This is a genomic window from Bradyrhizobium sp. BLXBL-03, from assembly GCF_051853015.1.
GTDB lineage: Bacteria > Pseudomonadota > Alphaproteobacteria > Rhizobiales > Xanthobacteraceae > Bradyrhizobium > Bradyrhizobium manausense.
In genome coordinates this window covers 6,407,994-6,422,578 of record NZ_CP182470.1, presented here as the reverse complement: position 1 = coordinate 6,422,578, position 14,585 = coordinate 6,407,994, and the positions used below count along the sequence as shown (strand labels likewise).

Sequence of the window (14,585 nt, the reverse complement as noted above, 5' to 3'; positions counted from 1 at the left end):
GACGATTTGAAGGCACGTCGTTCGCCGTGTCCGGGGAGGGCTGCGCTCGCGTAAGGATCGCTTCCAACGAATCGTGAGGTGTTCGCGATGCGAGATATCCGCTGCATCCCTAGCGATGCGGTGACTTGCCTATTTGCTGGTCAATGCACCTTCGGTTTGGCATCGCGCTGTCGTGAGTGTGACGGCCCTCAATTGACAGCTCGCTCAACGTAGCGAACATCGCAAACAGGAAATCACCATACCGAGATCGCCGCCTTGTCGTTACAATCTCCAGGTTCCGCCATCAAAGCCGATAGTCGCGCGGAGAAGATCGGCGCGGTCAACGGTTTTCGCGGACTCGCCATCTTGATGGTGATCCTCTTTCACTTGCTTGTTCCGTTTACATCCAGCGCGTCGCCGTTTCCCGGCGAACTTGATCCGAATGGTCTCCTGGCCATTGTCGCCAAGCACGGCTTCCTGGGTGTAAATATCTTTTTTGTGCTCTCCGGATTCGTTCTGTACCTGCCCTATCGCACAAAGAAGCGAGCCATCGGTCGGCTCGCCGACCTCCCGCATTTCTATTGGCATCGCGCAGCCCGGTTGCTTCCACTTTACTATACGGTAGTCCTCGTGACGGTTGCGCTCCATGCCAAGTCGCCCGCTGGATCGCACGCGTGGTACCTGGAACTCGGCGGACTGTTATCTACGCTTTTCATTTTTGTGCCGCACGGGTTTATGCCCCCCTCCAATCCCGTATTATGGTCCGTAGGCGTTGAGATCTGGTTCAGCCTTTTGTTTCCGCTTCTGATTCTTCTCACCGCGCGCTTTGGCCTCCGAAGGCTGTTGCTGTTGAGCGTCGTCATCTGCTCAGCTTTCGTGGTGGCTGGTCACCTTATCGCGGTGGATCGGATTGGGATGTTTCGCCCGTTTGTGGGCGGAATATTTGGGTCGTGTTACCAGTTCATTTTCGGAATGTTGGTCTGCGATCTCTACGTCAAGTCCAGGGACAGTGTATCACTTAGGAGATTTCAGGCGCGCGGGCTGCTGCCCGGACTGCTGGTGATGATTGCCGCCATATACCTCAAGGATAACGGCCCCTGGGCGGTGAGCATTCTCTACGCCACGATCTTTTGCGCCGGGTTTGCCATGGTGTTGCTGGCGGTGTTGTGCGGGGCATGGTCCGCAAATCGCCTGTTCGAGGCGTGGCCAATTCAAGTCGTCGGATGCATGTGCTACAGTATTTATGCGTGGCATTCGATCATCATGGTTGAAATGATCCCGCCCGATACGTCTCCGTTGCAAGACACGCTTCAACTTTCATTGCCCTATCTTGCAATAACGATCCTGCTAAGTGCCCTGAGCTACCGCTATATCGAATTTGGCCATCAGCGCGATTGGAGGTCGTTGTTCCTGTTGCGCAACGCCAATTCCGACGAACTCGCCGGCGCGCGGGCTACCTCGGGCTAGCCTCCCACAACTCCAGCGCCATCCGCAATGGCGTGATCTGGAGGTTCGCCCACCAGGCGCGTTCATTGCCCTACCGGTGCAGCTGTTGATGATGCTCGCGGCACATTGGCACCGTGAACTCGTCGCTGAGACCTTGCGTCCGAGGCTAGTTGGTTGCGCGAATCTCAGATGATGAGCGTCGCATGGGGTTTGCTGGCAAGCCAGACATGGTTGCTGTGGGACAAACAACAAATGGGCCTTGCTGCGCTTGCGGGGAGGCTCTTTGGGATAAGTCAGCAAAATCTCTTGTCCGCAAGGCTGCAGCGCCGGGTTGGTCCCTGCGGCGGCAGCCGTGAGCAACTCCGCGTGCAGCGCGCGCCTTGCTGCGACAGTTCCTGATCGTTTAGCTTTGTCAGATCGAGGGCATATTGCTGATGGCCGCCATTGAAGACTTCGCACTCTCGTGCGATCTTCGTTGCCAAATTTCTCGAACCTCGGCCTTCAGATTTTTTCTGTCTTTCGGCGGACGCATAAAGCAGACGTTGCACCTCGGCCGCGTCGCCTTGCTGCATGCGAGTCCGCGGTGTAGAGGTTGGCAATGACCGACGACACCCACTCCTTTCGCAGCGGATCGCTCACCGCGACCGTCAAGGCGTACGGCGCCGAGCTCTGCTCGCTGAAGGGCGGCGACATCGAGTTCCTTTGGCAGGCCGAACCGGCCTGGCCGCGCCACGCGCCGTTGCTGTTTCCGATCGTCGGGCGTCTCGCCAATGATGAATTGCGGCACCTGGGCAAGACGTACCGGATGACCCAGCACGGCTTTGCGCGCGACAGCCGATTTGCATGGGGGGCACGCGAAGAGAACAGGTGCACGCTGGTGCTAGAGGACAGCGAGGCGACGCGTGAGCGCTATCCGTTCGCGTTCCGGCTGACCGCGACCTATGCGCTCGATGATGCCGGTCTCGATCTCATCCTCGCGGTCGAGAACACCGGAGGCGAGACGCTGCCGGTGTCGCTCGGCGGCCATCCCGCTTTCAACTGGCCGCTTCAGGCTGGCGTGCCGAAGGAAGACTATACGCTGACATTCACGCATGAGGAGCCGTCGCCGATCTGCCGTGTCGAGGGCGGGCTCCTGCTCGCGGCTGCGGATCCCAGCCCGGTCCAAGGCACTGTGCTCCCGCTGTCGGAGGCCCTGTTCAGCAACGACGCAGTGATCCTCAATCCCGTCAACAGCGCCGCGGTCCGCTATGCGGACGGGCAGGGCACCGGGCCCTGGCTCAAAATGTCCTGGCGCGGCTTTCGCGAGCTCGGCATCTGGTCGAAACCATCGGGTGCGTCGTTCCTTTGCATCGAGCCCTGGCGCGGCTATGCCAGCCCCAAAGACTTCGACGGCGAGTTCACCGACAAGCCAGGGCTGATGCATATTGCGCCCGGTGCGGAGGAGCAGCTCTCGTTCCGGATCGATGTGGGCACGTCCTAAAGCATGATCCGGAAAAGTGTGAAGCGGTTTTCCGAAAAGATCATGCTCAAATAAATAGCTTTAGGCGCTCGCGCTCGATCCGCGTGAGATCTGGCGTTGCGTTCTACTGGGACATCGATGCGCTGAATGAGAAATGTGGGGCAATTCATATTAATACTTCAATCCCGTGACCTATATTGTTCGGGCGACACAACGCGCCTAGTATTGCGGCAGGCAATTTCGGGGGCTCGAACAAGGCGTGAATGTTCGTTCACAGGACAGCGCATCACGCGGCCATTTGAATCTTCAGGCCCAGTCGCAGGCACACAGGACATCCAACATCGTGGCTGATTCCGCACTTCAGGAATTGCGGCCGGTCGGGCGCGAGCGGCTGATCGTCGTCGAAGACGATCCCGTGACGCGAACGATGCTGGTCGGCTATTTCAGCGAGAATAATTTTGACGTGGTCGGCGCCGGCACCTGCGCCGAATGCCGCCAGGCGCTGCGCGCGCGCACCGACCTGGTCTTCCTCGACGTCCAATTGCCGGACGGCGATGGCTTCGAACTCGCCAAGGAGATCCAGACGACCAGCAATGCCGGCATCATCTTCGTGACCCGCCGCGACACCGACGTCGATCGCATCCTTGGCCTCGAGATCGCCGGCGATCATTATGTCACCAAGCCGATCAATCTGCGCGATCTCTTGGCGCGGGCGCGCAGCGTGTTGCGGCGGCGCTCGATCGACCGCAAGGCGGCGCGCAACCACAATTCGATCGCCTTCGGCGACTGGATCATCGACCTGACGCGGCGCGAGCTATTGGGCAGCGACGGCAAGCCGGTGGTGCTGACGCGTGCCGAGTTCGACCTGCTCGCGGCCCTCGTCGGCGCGGACGGACGGCCGCTCAGCCGCGACTATCTGATCGAGGTCGTCAGCAATCGACAGGCCGAGGTCGACATCCGCACCGTCGATGCCCTGGTGGCGCGGCTGCGCCGCAAGCTCGTCGGCGGCGACACGCCCGTCATCGCCACCGTCACCGGCGTCGGTTACAAGCTCGCGCTCAGCGAGCGCCTCTAGGCGCGAGTGCCCGAGGGGCCGTCGCGCCGGCCGGGGGCCTGGCCGGCACCGACTGCTTCAGCCGCTGAACCCGACCAAGAACCGGATGGCGATGAAGGTCGAGGTGGCCACGGCCGCCGTTGCGACAATCGCAAACAAAACTCTCAAACCGTTGTGCATGGTCTCTATAGGGGTTACGCAAAAACACTATTGGCTTAATTGCTGCAGCTATCCCGAAAAGGGGAGCCTCCGCAGTATTCCATCGACCATGACGGTGTCGTCAAGGGCTGGTCCGGGTCGTGACGAACGATCGTTAACGCGAGGCCGTCCGCTTCCACCTGGCCTCGATGCGGGCCTTGATGCGGCTGATCCTGGCCTCATGCGCGGCCCAATAGGCGCGGCTTGCGGCGGCCGTGCCCCTGGTGTAGCGGGCATAGACGTCCTTGGGCTGGGCCGGCCTGGGGCGCGTCTGCGGCCTTTCAGCTCTTGCTGATGTCGTTGCCGGTGCCGGCGCCGTCGCGGGTTCAGGCGGGGATGCCGAGGGTGGGACGGCCGCATCAGGGGTGACTGCCGCCGTCGACTTCATCGCGAGCAGCCGGTTGCGGGTGCGATTGCAATAGACCTGCGAGCGCGGGCTGATCTCTTCCTCGTCGCGGCTGGCCCGATATTTCATCAGCGTGCGGCAGAGGTCGCCGCCGGTGAGGCGCCAGGCGCGGCTGAGATGAAGCACGCCGTAGTGGATGTTGATATCGGGTTCAGTGAGCTCCGCAGCGTTTCCCCTGAACCCAAGCGCCGCCGCGGTCTCGAGCCGCAGCTGCATCAGGCCGAGCTCGCCGGCGCTGCCGACGACGGCCGGATTGTAGCCGCTCTCGACGAAGACGACGGCCTCCGCAATGTCGGCGGGCAGATTGGTCCTCGCCGTCTCATGCTCGATGATCTTTCGGATCTCGGCCCGCGACGTCGCGGTTTCGCCTGCGCCGAGGTCGGCATCCTGAGTGGGGATCGCCGCGGTCGTGCCGAAATCATCCGTGGCGCGCTCCCTGGCGGCATCCTGGGCCTGCACGCAGGTCGCCGCCGACAAAAGCGCCGCGACCACGATGCCTCGCCACATCGCGCTGGAATTCGATCGTACCCGGCTCCGCAACATGCGGTACGTCGTACATCTTCCGAGTTAACAACCGATGTGCCGCAGGTGGGTTGTGCTCAACAATTCTTGAAATGTAAGGTCGTTCACACGCCTCGCTCCGCGATCGGATCATCGTGCACGTCGTCGGTGCTGGCCGCATCCCGCGTCCGGATCGATCCACCGGTGAGCCAAGGAGGCAACATGAGCAACGCAGCAAACAGGGAAGAGATCGTCCGCAAGTTCCTGGGGTCGAAGGTGTTCGACTTCAATGCTTTCGGAAAATTCGTTGCCGAGAACGGCGCGAGCCTTGCGAGTGCCAGCGAAAGCGAGTTCGGCTTCGTGGTCGGCAATCGCTTCATCCGTTACTGCATCCCGCCGGTGGTGGAAGTGGAACAGGGGATCAATCCGGCCGCTATCCGCAATGAGGTCACCGGCCGCTGACCCGGCCCCGAGGTGCGCTTCCGGCGCGGCCACGATCTCGCTTTGGTCCATCAGCTCCCGCATTTCCCTTCTCGTGAGGCGCCTATGCCAAATCTGCAGGATCGGACTGCCGCGCCGGGTTGCAACCGCATTGCGGCCGGCGCCGCGAACCCCGCGGAAGTTGCCCAGGATCTGCGGCGACGACTGCAGCTCGCCGTGCGCATCGCCGAGCGGACGCTCCAGTTTCTCGGCAGGGACGGGTTCGACGGTGCGGAGGTGCCGGACGGAAATTTCGCCGCGGAAAAGCCGCTCGCCGAAACCGCGATGCTGCTCTATGTGGCCGCACGCTACGCGCCCGATGTTGGCACGGCGGCGCCGCTGCGAGATCTCGTGCCCTATGCGCGCTCGGAGCAGATGCGCTGGGACGTCGTACGCTATCCGTCGGTCTGCCTCCAGCTCGCGACGCCGCACATCCTGCTGAGTGCACTCGGCCATGTCGATCAAAACTTCGACGAACTGCTGGCGCGAAGCTGGTCGGCGTCGGCGCGAGCCGGGCACGAAGTGGTGCCTTACCGCGAGCTCGAAGTGCTCTGGTTGCATGCGCTGTGGCGCCGCGAGCGGCCGGGCCCCGTGTGTGAAGAGATCGCGCGCAAGACCGCGCTCGGAAATCCGATCGATCTATTGAACGGCACGCGCGATGACGCCTATGCGCACACGCATGCCCCGATGTATGCCACCAATTTCGGGGCGTGGCAGGTGACGTTGCCGCGGCCGAGCGGCGAGTTTCTCGACGAGGCTGGGTCCGTGCTCGCCCGCGCGCTGGTCGTCGAGGACTATGACCTTGCGGGCGAAGCGCTGATGGCGTGGCCGCTCTTGTCGTCGCACTGGAGTCCGGCCGCTGCGTTCGGCTTTCGCGTTCTCGCCTCGCTGGAGGACAAGGTTGGATTTCTTCCCGCAGGACGCTCGGCGTCGGGCCGGATCCGGCGGTTGAACGGACACGACAAGACCAGATGCGCGCTCGCGACCTCCTATCACACGGCTTACGTGATGGGCATGTTGTGTGCGGTGTCGCTCAAGGACGGTATGGCGTCGCCGTTTGACATCGCAGGTGCCGCATATCAGATGGATCTCATCGAGATGTTGTATGCCGCGATACCCCGGACAGGCGCGCATTGGGAGAACGTTTTCCAGTCGCTGGATGCGCGCGAGCAGATGGCGCTCGCGCCGTTTCTGCTCGATGTTGCGCTGATACGGTCGAGCCGCAGCGGTGACGCCGCACGGATGGTGCATCTGCTGCAGACGGCCTTCACCCACGGCATGGCGAACACCGCGCTGTGCAGCCAATCGGCCGAGTATCTCTCGCGACTGGGCGCGATGGTGGATGGCCGGCACACGGTCTCGCGCCTATCGTGAGCGTGAGACCCGGTCCGTCGCCATCCCCTGCACGCTGCCGGAGGCGAGCTGGTCGTCGACGGCATAGAGTGTGCAAGTCGGCGACCATTTCATGCAGGCCGCGAGCGAATCGCGTTGCGCCCCGTCCACGGTGCTGCGCCCCGAACGCCAGCCGTAGCCGCCGTTCGGCGACACCGCGAAGGCCTTGTGCGGCACGGTGCTGTCGAGATAGCGCGCGAACTCGGCTTTCGCCGCGTCGTTGAAATGAGCAGGCGGCGGCAGCGGATCGGGCAGGCTCAGCACGTCGTGGCCAAGCCCGCGCTCGCGCAGGAAGGCGTCGATGTACGGCGTCCATTGCGGGCGGGCCACCACGGAATAGAGATAATGGCCGTCATCGCCGTAGGGCGGCGCCGCGACGAATTTGGCGTCGCCGCCGCCGGCGCGAAATCCGTCATAGAACCGGCGCGCGAGATCAGGTCCGAAGTACAGGTCGTTGGTTGCGTAGACCCACAGCATCGGCACGTGCGAGGTCTTGCCGAAGGTCGCGAAGGCCTGCACCAGCCCCTCCGGATTGCAGACGTCGTCATCGTCGCGTGAGCCGCGGCCGCCGGCGAAGCTGATCGCGGCAACGAGGCCGCTTGGCGCCTGCGCGGTCAGCGCGACGGTGGCGAGTCCCCCGGCGGAATGGCCGGCCGCGATCATGCCCGTGGTGGTGACGTCGGTCCTGCGGCTCATCGCATCGATTGCCGCGCGCAAATCCGCGACCGCGACCGCGGCCGCCGGCAGATAGGCGGCCTTGGCGCAGCCGCCGACTCCGTCGACCCGTCCGCCGGGCGAAGTACCGTAGCCGCGCCGCATCACGATCAGCGCGGCAAAACCGCGCCGGGCATATTCCAGTGCGATGCCGTAATATTTGTGCGCCGACATCGTTGCGCGGTCTTCGAAGCTGCGCGGCGAGCCGTGGCTGAGCAGCGCCAGCGGATAGCGCTTGGTGCCCGCGGGGCGGACCAGGAACGCCTCCAGCCCCTGCGGTCCGGCCTCCGCCATCGGGATGCGCAGGTCCTCGCTGTAGAACTGGCCGGCGTCGGCGCGAGCCCCAACCCCCGCGATGGCGAGCAGGACGAGCACGGGCAGATGCCGGCGCGCAAAGCCCATGGGGCGATGATTCTCCGTGGCCGTTGCGGATCATAACAGAACCCGCATAACCCGGCGAACCGGCCTCGTTCCGGATCGCTCTAGCGTCCGTCCCGATCGATCACTTCAGCGTCTGGAGATAGGCGATGACATTGGCCCGATCTGCGGGATTCGCCAGCCCCTTGAAGAACATCTTGACGCCGTGGACGTCGCCGCGGGGATCGGCGAGATAGGCGTCCAGCGCTGTTGGCGTCCAGGCCTCCTTGTTGGCCTTCATGGCATCAGAATAGGCGAAGTCCGGGACGGCGCCAGGCTTGCGGCCGACGACATTCCAGAGGCTCGGGCCGACCTTGTTCACCCCGATCACTGCCGCGTGGCAGTTCTCGCAGGTTTGCTGGAAGACGGCCTTCCCCGCCGCCGGATCGCTCTCCGCGGCGCAGGCCGACGACGCGGCGCTGGCCAGCATGAGCGTGAAAAACAGACGTCCAATCATGGTGATCGCCCCACTCGCGGGATCTGCCGGTATATCCCGCAGGTCCCCGCCTTCGTTCATCAAACGGGGAGCATCGTGCGCCGCGCCGGGCAACGGCGTCCTTGTCCTGCATCAACCGATACCCGGCACCAAAGTACGAGATCGCCATGTGCCATTTCCGATGGATCGCTCGGTGCAGGATCGGCGTTGTCGATTGATCGTTGACCGGGGCATGGCATCTGACCGGCCCGCGAGACGGCTTGGCGCGCTCCCGGCCGATGCTATGGTGGGCCGCAATCCCTTCAAGGACAGGACGAGGATATCCCAGTGGCAGATGTTCATCCCGCGGCGGGCAAGCTGGTTTCGCCGGACGCGCTCGCCAACATTCCGCGGCTCGTGACCGCCTATTTCGCCGGCAAGCCCGATGCGGCCGACCCGGCGCAGCGGGTGGCGTTCGGCACGTCGGGCCATCGCGGCACCTCGCTCAAGAACACCTTCAATGAAGGCCATATCCTCAGCACCACGCAGGCCATCTGTGACTACAGGAAAGAGAAGGGGCTGACCGGTCCGCTCTTCATCGGCATCGACACCCATGCGCTGGCCGAGCCGGCGCTGGCCAGCGCCGTCGAGGTGTTCGCGGCCAACGGCGTCGAGTTGATGATCGACAAGGACCATGGCTACACGCCGACGCCCGTCATCTCGCATGCGATCCTGACCTACAACAAGGGCCGCAGTCACGGCCTTGCCGACGGCGTCGTCGTCACGCCCTCGCACAATCCGCCTGAAGACGGCGGCTACAAATACAATCCGCCGCATGGCGGCCCGGCCGACACCGACGCGACCTCCGTCATCGAAAAGCGCGCCAACGCCTATCTTGCGGATGGGCTCAAGGGCATCAAGCGCATCGACTATGCCAGGGCGCTGAAATCGTCGACCGTGCACGGCTATGACTACATCACGCCTTACGTCGCCGATCTCGGCAGTGTCGTCGATCTCGAGCTGGTCAAATCCGCCGGCGTCAATATCGGCATCGATCCGCTCGGCGGCGCCGCGGTGCACTACTGGGATCCGATCATCGCGCGCTACGGCCTGAAAGCGAGCGTGGTGAACGAGGCGATCGACCCGACCTTCCGCTTCATGACGGTGGACTGGGACGGCAAGATCCGCATGGACTGCTCCTCGCCTTACGCGATGGCGAGCCTGATCGCGATGCGCGACCGCTTCGACGTCGCCTTTGCCAACGACACCGACGCCGACCGCCACGGCATCGTGACGCGCACCGGCGGCCTGATGAATCCGAACCATTATCTGGCGACCGCGATCTCCTATTTGTTCGCGCACCGCCCGAACTGGGGCAAGGATGCCGCGATCGGCAAGACCGTGGTGTCGAGCTCGATCATCGACCGCGTCGCCAGGAAGCTCGGCCGCAAGCTGGTGGAGACGCCGGTCGGCTTCAAATGGTTCGTGGATGGTCTGCTCACCGGCGGCTTCGGCTTCGGCGGCGAGGAGAGTGCAGGGGCCTCGTTCCTGCGCCGCGACGGCGCGGTGTGGACCACCGACAAGGACGGCATCATCCTCGGCCTGCTCGCCGCCGAGATCATGGCCAGGACCGGCCGCGATCCGAGCCAGTTGTTCGGCGATCTCACCGCCGAGTTCGGCGTGCCCCACTACGCCCGCATCGACGTCGCCGCCACCGGGCCGCAGAAGACCATTTTGAAATCCGTCACGCCGGAGCAGCTTGGCCTGAAAGATCTCGCCGGCGATCCGGTTCGCGCCACGCTGAGCAAGGCGCCCGGCAACGGCCAGCCGTTCGGCGGCATCAAGGTCGAGACCGACTACGGCTGGTTCGCGGCGCGGCCGTCGGGCACCGAGGATGTGTACAAGATCTACGCCGAAAGTTTCCGCAGCACCGAGCACCTGAAGCGGATTCAGGAAGAGGCCCAGGCCGGGCTCGCAAAGGTGTTCGGGGCGTAAGGCGCGCTTCACGAGGGGTCGTCATGCCCGGGCTTGTCCCGGGCATCCACGTTCTTGGTGCCGCGCGGCAATTCGTGGATGGCCGGGACAAGCCCGGCCATGAGGGTGCCTCCAGAGTTCCAGCTCATGATGTATACATATTCAAGTATTTAGGTATTATAGTACGCAACATTCTCCCTTGAATGGGCCGATCGCTCTGTTATTGTATACACAACGCATACAATAGCCCCGGGAGATCGCCCATGACAAAACCCTTTCCCATGAACGCCTGGTACGCCGCCGCCTGGGACGCGGAGGTGAAGCCGGCGCTGTTGCCGCGGACGATCTGCGGCAAGCACGTCGTGATGTACCGCAAGGCCGATGGCTCGGTGGCCGCGCTCGAGGATGCCTGCTGGCATCGCCTGGTGCCGCTGTCCAAGGGCCGGCTTGAAGGCGACACCGTGGTCTGCGGCTATCACGGCCTGAAATACAATGCGCAAGGGCGCTGCACCTTCATGCCCTCGCAGGAGACCATCAATCCGTCCGCCTGCGTGCGCGCCTATCCCGTGGTCGAGCGTCACCGCTATGTCTGGCTCTGGATGGGCGATCCCGCACTCGCCGATCCCGCGCTGGTGCCCGACATGCACTGGAATCACGATCCCGCCTGGGCCGGTGACGGCAAGACCATCCGCGTTGCCTGCGACTACCGCCTCGTGCTCGACAATCTCATGGACCTCACCCACGAGACCTTCGTGCACGGCTCCTCCATCGGCAATGATGCCGTTGCCGAAGCGCCGTTCGACGTCACCCATGGCGAGAAGACGGTCACCGTGACGCGCTGGATGCGCGGCATCGAGGCGCCGCCGTTCTGGGCCAAGCAACTCGGCAAGCCCGGCCTGGTCGATCGCTGGCAGATCATCCGCTTCGAGGCGCCGTGCACCATCGCCATCGACGTCGGCGTCGCGCCTGCCGGCACCGGCGCGCCTGAGGGTGACCGCTCGAAAGGCGTCAACGGTTTCGTGCTCAACACCATCACGCCCGAGACCGAGAAGACCTGCCACTATTTCTGGGCCTTCGTGCGCAACTACCAGATCGGCGAGCAGCGCATCACCACCGAGATCCGCGAAGGCGTCTCCGGCATCTTCCGCGAGGACGAACTGATCCTGGAGGCGCAGCAGCGCGCCATGGACGAGAACCCGGACCGCATCTTCTACAATCTCAACATCGATGCCGGCGCGATGTGGATGCGCAAGCTGATCGACAGGATGATCGCGAAGGAAAACGGACCGCAGCATCTGCAGGCCGCGGAGTAGGGGGCATGGCCGAGGTCGACCGCTCCATCTCGCAGACCGTGAAGGCGCAGCTCGCGCTGCGCGACCAGATCCTGTCCGGATCGTTGCGTCCAGGCGAGCGCATCTCCGAGCTTCAGGCGGTGGAAACCACCGGCGCCTCGCGCACGCCGGTGCGCATGGCGCTGGTGCGGCTGGAGGAGGAGGGCCTCCTGGAGGCGATCCCCTCCGGCGGCTTCATGGTGAAGGCGTTCTCCGAGCGCGACATCTCCGATTCCATCGAGCTGCGCGGCACGCTGGAAGGCCTCGCCGCACGCTTTGCCGCCGAGCGCGGCGTTTCCGCGCGCGAGCTCGAGCCGCTGAAAGAGTGTCTGGCCGCGATCGACGAGCTGCTCGGCCAGGTGCCGATCTCGATCGAGGCCTTCTCGTCCTATGTCACGTTGAACGCGCGCTTCCACGCGCTGCTCACCGAACTGTCGCGCAGCCCGCCCCTGGTCCGGCAGATCGACCGCGCCTCGGCGCTGCCGTTTGCCTCGCCCAGCGGCTTCGTGATGGCAGAGTCGGCGCTGCCGGAGGCGCAGCAGATCCTGATCATCGGCCAGGAGCACCACCGCGTCGTGATCGACGCGATCGAGAACCGCGAAGGCGCGCGCGCCGAAGCCATCATGCGCGAGCACGCGCGGCTCGCGGTGCGAAACCTGCGGCTCGCGCTGCGCAACCGAACCCATCTTGACCTCTTGCCGGCGCTCGCGCTGATCAAGACCGCAACCGATTGAGGGCACCATGCGCTTCGTCGAAACCTGGATTCCCGCAACGCTGGTCGCGACCCGCGATCTGTCGCCCGGCATCCGCGAATTCCTGATTCTGCCCGACCGGTTCGACGGCGCAGCCTATCCGGTCGGCAGCCACATCAATGTCAGCGTTACAATTGCCGGCCAGCCCGAGACGCGGTCCTATTCGCTGGTCGGCGAAGCGACCTCGCAAGGCTTCAGGATCGCGGTGCGCCGCGCCGAGGATTCGCGCGGCGGATCGCGCTACATGTGGCAGCTCGCAGCCGGCGCGCGGCTCGACATCACCCGGCCGGCTTCGCTCGTTGCCGTCGACTGGGAGCGCGAAAACTATTGCCTGATCGCCGGCGGCATCGGCATCACCCCGATCGTCGGCGCAGCGCAAGCGCTCGCGCGCCGCGGCGCCAACGTCACCCTGCATTACGCCGTGCGCAGCCGCGCGGATGCCGCCTATCTCGACGAGCTCGCCGACATGCTCGGCGACCGCCTGGTCGTCCATGCCAGCGATGAACGCGGGCGGCTCGATCTCGACGCGCTGTTCGCCTCACTGCCCAAGGGCACGCTGACGCTGCTCTGCGGCCCGATGCGCATGCTCGATGCCGCGCGCCATGCCTGGATCGGTGCCGGCCATCCGTTGTCCGATCTGCGCTACGAAACCTTCGGCTCCAGCGGCACGCTGCCGACGGAAGCGTTTCGCGTGCGCCTGAAGGATTCCGATGTCGAGCTCGAAATCCCGCGCGAGCGCTCGATGCTCGACGTCCTCAACGCCAGCGGCTTTGAGGTGATCTCCGACTGCAAGCGCGGCGAGTGCGGCCTCTGCGCCATCGACGTCGTCGCCGTCGAGGGCGAGATCGACCACCGCGACGTCTTCTTCAGCGAGCACCAGAAGCACAGCAACGCGAAGATCTGCACCTGCGTCTCGCGGGCGCGTGGCACCATCACGGTGGATACGCTGCTGCGGGCCGATGCGGTTTGACCAGCCGAAAAGCGGGATTCAGGCCGGCTATCGCCCGAGCTGCTTCGGGTCGTAGAAGAACCGCTCCTCGATCAGCTTGTCGCCGCGCCAGGTCTGCCAGGCGATCTCCTCCAGCGTGCGCGTGACGCCTTCGGCGTTGGTGAAGCTGAAGATCCAGCGGCTCGCAACGTTGTCGCCCTCGATCAGGCTCGGCCCGACGCGCACGGCCTTGACCTCTTTGGAAGCCGCCAGCACGCCCCGCTCCTTGGCGACGAGGTTGTCGCGGCCGACCGTCGGGGCGGCGTTGTTCTCATAGGTCGCGGCATCGGCCGTGTAGTACTGCTCGATCGCTTCGACGAACTCCCCGTTCTCCAGCCGCCTTGCAAAGGCTTCAACGACGTCACGGCTCGGCATGGCGGCACCTCTTGATAAAACCGACTGCTGGTCGGTAAATACCGACCTTCGGTCGAAAAGTCAACTGGCCGCGGAAAGTGAATTCGATTAGACCAAATCCATGGCCAAACAGGCGGAGCGGCGGGCGGCGACATCTGAGGCGATCCTGACCGCGGCGCGGCGGCTGTTCGGGACGCAAGGCTTTGCCGCCACCACGATGGACGACATCGCCGAGGCAGCCGACGTCGCCAAGGGCGCGGTCTATCATCACTTCAAGACCAAGGAGGCGGTGTTCGAAGCGGTGTTCGATCTCGTCTCCCGCGACCTCGTCGCCGAGATCGACGGCGCCGCGCGGACCGAGAAGGACGTGCTCTCCGCCATGGTCGCCGGCACCCAGCATTATTTTGCCGCGACCGCCAAGGGTGCGACCGGCCAGATCATTCTGCGCGACGGTCCCGCCGTGCTCGGCTGGGAGCGCTGGCGCGAGATCGATGCAAAACACTTTGGCGGCAAGATGCCGCGCGCGATTGCTGCCGCGATGGAGGCCGGCCTGATCGCCAAACAGCCGGTCGAGCCGCTGGCGCGGCTGCTGCTCGGCGCGGTGACGGAGGCCGCAGTCGCCTGCGCCGGACGCACGGATATCGCAAGGGCGGGCGCTGAATATGCCCGTGCCTTCAAGTCGCTGGTCGAGGCGCTGCGTCTGCGGGATTGATTGTGCTAAGGTC

The 14,585-nt window shown here is 64.3% G+C and carries 15 protein-coding genes and 1 pseudogene; 10 read left to right on the top strand and 6 right to left on the bottom strand.

What is annotated here, in order from left to right:
* The first annotated feature begins 255 nt into the window (after positions 1–255).
* Positions 256–1,446 carry an acyltransferase family protein gene (locus ACNJX9_RS30770; RefSeq protein WP_439405705.1) on the top strand — a complete coding sequence of 397 codons (1,191 nt, stop codon included), beginning with the start codon at positions 256–258 and terminating at the stop codon, positions 1,444–1,446.
* Here ACNJX9_RS30770 and ACNJX9_RS30765 read toward each other — a convergent pair.
* Together ACNJX9_RS30765 and ACNJX9_RS30760 are read right to left on the bottom strand one after the other, a co-directional pair.
* Positions 1,433–1,722, bottom strand: a pseudogene (locus tag ACNJX9_RS30765) (DUF968 domain-containing protein); the annotation flags it as partial. The gene ACNJX9_RS30770 and the pseudogene ACNJX9_RS30765 overlap by 14 nt on opposite strands.
* Positions 1,719–1,997: a hypothetical protein gene (locus ACNJX9_RS30760; protein ID WP_439410257.1), complete on the bottom strand. Its 279-nt coding sequence runs from the start codon at positions 1,995–1,997 to the stop codon at positions 1,719–1,721. The gene ACNJX9_RS30760 and the pseudogene ACNJX9_RS30765, both read right to left, overlap by 4 nt.
* A 26-nt stretch (positions 1,998–2,023) precedes the next feature.
* On the opposite strand from ACNJX9_RS30760, the gene ACNJX9_RS30755 reads away from it, so the two are divergent.
* Positions 2,024–2,905 (top strand): aldose 1-epimerase family protein, encoded by an 882-nt coding sequence (locus ACNJX9_RS30755; RefSeq protein ID WP_439405704.1) that lies wholly within the window; start codon positions 2,024–2,026, stop codon positions 2,903–2,905.
* 238 nt (positions 2,906–3,143) lie between these two features.
* The gene (locus tag ACNJX9_RS30750) at positions 3,144–3,959 is read left to right on the top strand and encodes a response regulator (protein ID WP_439405703.1); all 816 of its coding nucleotides are present in this window, start codon (positions 3,144–3,146) and stop codon (positions 3,957–3,959) included.
* Between the two features lie 292 nt (positions 3,960–4,251).
* Here the strand turns inward: ACNJX9_RS30750 and ACNJX9_RS30745 are convergent, their stop codons facing one another.
* On the bottom strand, positions 4,252–5,085 hold the full coding sequence (locus ACNJX9_RS30745; RefSeq protein WP_439405701.1) for a transglycosylase SLT domain-containing protein: 834 nt from the start codon (positions 5,083–5,085) through the stop codon (positions 4,252–4,254).
* Between the two features lie 180 nt (positions 5,086–5,265).
* Between ACNJX9_RS30745 and ACNJX9_RS30740 the strand changes: the two genes are divergently transcribed.
* Together ACNJX9_RS30740 and ACNJX9_RS30735 are read left to right on the top strand one after the other, a co-directional pair.
* Positions 5,266–5,505, top strand: a complete 240-nt coding sequence (locus ACNJX9_RS30740) for a hypothetical protein (RefSeq protein ID WP_439405700.1) — start codon at positions 5,266–5,268, stop codon at positions 5,503–5,505.
* Positions 5,506–5,589: 84 nt separating this feature from the next.
* On the top strand, positions 5,590–6,897 hold the full coding sequence (locus ACNJX9_RS30735) for a DUF6895 family protein (protein ID WP_439405699.1): 1,308 nt from the start codon (positions 5,590–5,592) through the stop codon (positions 6,895–6,897).
* On the opposite strand, the gene ACNJX9_RS30730 is transcribed toward ACNJX9_RS30735, so the two are convergent.
* Positions 6,889–8,031: an alpha/beta hydrolase family protein gene (locus tag ACNJX9_RS30730; protein ID WP_439405698.1), complete on the bottom strand. Its 1,143-nt coding sequence runs from the start codon at positions 8,029–8,031 to the stop codon at positions 6,889–6,891. The genes ACNJX9_RS30735 and ACNJX9_RS30730 overlap by 9 nt on opposite strands.
* A gap of 100 nt (positions 8,032–8,131) precedes the next feature.
* Positions 8,132–8,503, bottom strand: coding sequence for a c-type cytochrome (locus tag ACNJX9_RS30725; protein WP_057756890.1), 372 nt, complete (start codon positions 8,501–8,503; stop codon positions 8,132–8,134).
* 306 nt (positions 8,504–8,809) lie between these two features.
* On the opposite strand from ACNJX9_RS30725, the gene pgm reads away from it, so the two are divergent.
* The 4 genes from pgm to ACNJX9_RS30705 all read left to right on the top strand — a co-directional run bounded on the left by pgm (position 8,810) and on the right by ACNJX9_RS30705 (position 13,488).
* Positions 8,810–10,456, top strand: a complete 1,647-nt coding sequence (pgm, locus tag ACNJX9_RS30720) for a phosphoglucomutase (alpha-D-glucose-1,6-bisphosphate-dependent) (RefSeq protein WP_439405697.1) — start codon at positions 8,810–8,812, stop codon at positions 10,454–10,456.
* A 242-nt stretch (positions 10,457–10,698) separates the two neighbouring features.
* On the top strand, positions 10,699–11,748 hold the full coding sequence (locus ACNJX9_RS30715; RefSeq protein WP_271621695.1) for an aromatic ring-hydroxylating dioxygenase subunit alpha: 1,050 nt from the start codon (positions 10,699–10,701) through the stop codon (positions 11,746–11,748).
* A gap of 5 nt (positions 11,749–11,753) precedes the next feature.
* Entirely contained in the window at positions 11,754–12,500 is a 747-nt protein-coding gene (locus tag ACNJX9_RS30710; RefSeq protein WP_439405695.1) for a GntR family transcriptional regulator, read from the top strand.
* 7 nt (positions 12,501–12,507) lie between these two features.
* Positions 12,508–13,488, top strand: coding sequence for a PDR/VanB family oxidoreductase (locus tag ACNJX9_RS30705; protein ID WP_439405693.1), 981 nt, complete (start codon positions 12,508–12,510; stop codon positions 13,486–13,488).
* A gap of 27 nt (positions 13,489–13,515) precedes the next feature.
* Here the strand turns inward: ACNJX9_RS30705 and ACNJX9_RS30700 are convergent, their stop codons facing one another.
* Positions 13,516–13,881, bottom strand: a complete 366-nt coding sequence (locus ACNJX9_RS30700; protein ID WP_439405691.1) for a nuclear transport factor 2 family protein — start codon at positions 13,879–13,881, stop codon at positions 13,516–13,518.
* Between the two features lie 100 nt (positions 13,882–13,981).
* Here ACNJX9_RS30700 and ACNJX9_RS30695 point away from each other — a divergent pair, with 100 nt between their 5' ends.
* Positions 13,982–14,572 (top strand): TetR/AcrR family transcriptional regulator, encoded by a 591-nt coding sequence (locus ACNJX9_RS30695; RefSeq protein WP_439405689.1) that lies wholly within the window; start codon positions 13,982–13,984, stop codon positions 14,570–14,572.
* Positions 14,573–14,585 lie beyond the last annotated feature (13 nt).

Coding starts and splice junctions, on each gene's coding strand:
- ACNJX9_RS30760 (WP_439410257.1), bottom strand. CDS start 1,997: ATGCAGCAAGGCGACGCGGCCGAGGTGCAACGTCTGCTTTATGCGTCC.
- ACNJX9_RS30730 (WP_439405698.1), bottom strand. CDS start 8,031: ATGGGCTTTGCGCGCCGGCATCTGCCCGTGCTCGTCCTGCTCGCCATC.
- ACNJX9_RS30725 (WP_057756890.1), bottom strand. CDS start 8,503: ATGATTGGACGTCTGTTTTTCACGCTCATGCTGGCCAGCGCCGCGTCG.
- ACNJX9_RS30710 (WP_439405695.1), top strand. CDS start 11,754: ATGGCCGAGGTCGACCGCTCCATCTCGCAGACCGTGAAGGCGCAGCTC.
- ACNJX9_RS30695 (WP_439405689.1), top strand. CDS start 13,982: ATGGCCAAACAGGCGGAGCGGCGGGCGGCGACATCTGAGGCGATCCTG.
- ACNJX9_RS30705 (WP_439405693.1), top strand. CDS start 12,508: ATGCGCTTCGTCGAAACCTGGATTCCCGCAACGCTGGTCGCGACCCGC.
- ACNJX9_RS30745 (WP_439405701.1), bottom strand. CDS start 5,085: ATGTTGCGGAGCCGGGTACGATCGAATTCCAGCGCGATGTGGCGAGGC.
- ACNJX9_RS30740 (WP_439405700.1), top strand. CDS start 5,266: ATGAGCAACGCAGCAAACAGGGAAGAGATCGTCCGCAAGTTCCTGGGG.
- ACNJX9_RS30715 (WP_271621695.1), top strand. CDS start 10,699: ATGACAAAACCCTTTCCCATGAACGCCTGGTACGCCGCCGCCTGGGAC.
- ACNJX9_RS30735 (WP_439405699.1), top strand. CDS start 5,590: ATGCCAAATCTGCAGGATCGGACTGCCGCGCCGGGTTGCAACCGCATT.
- ACNJX9_RS30755 (WP_439405704.1), top strand. CDS start 2,024: ATGACCGACGACACCCACTCCTTTCGCAGCGGATCGCTCACCGCGACC.
- ACNJX9_RS30700 (WP_439405691.1), bottom strand. CDS start 13,881: ATGCCGAGCCGTGACGTCGTTGAAGCCTTTGCAAGGCGGCTGGAGAAC.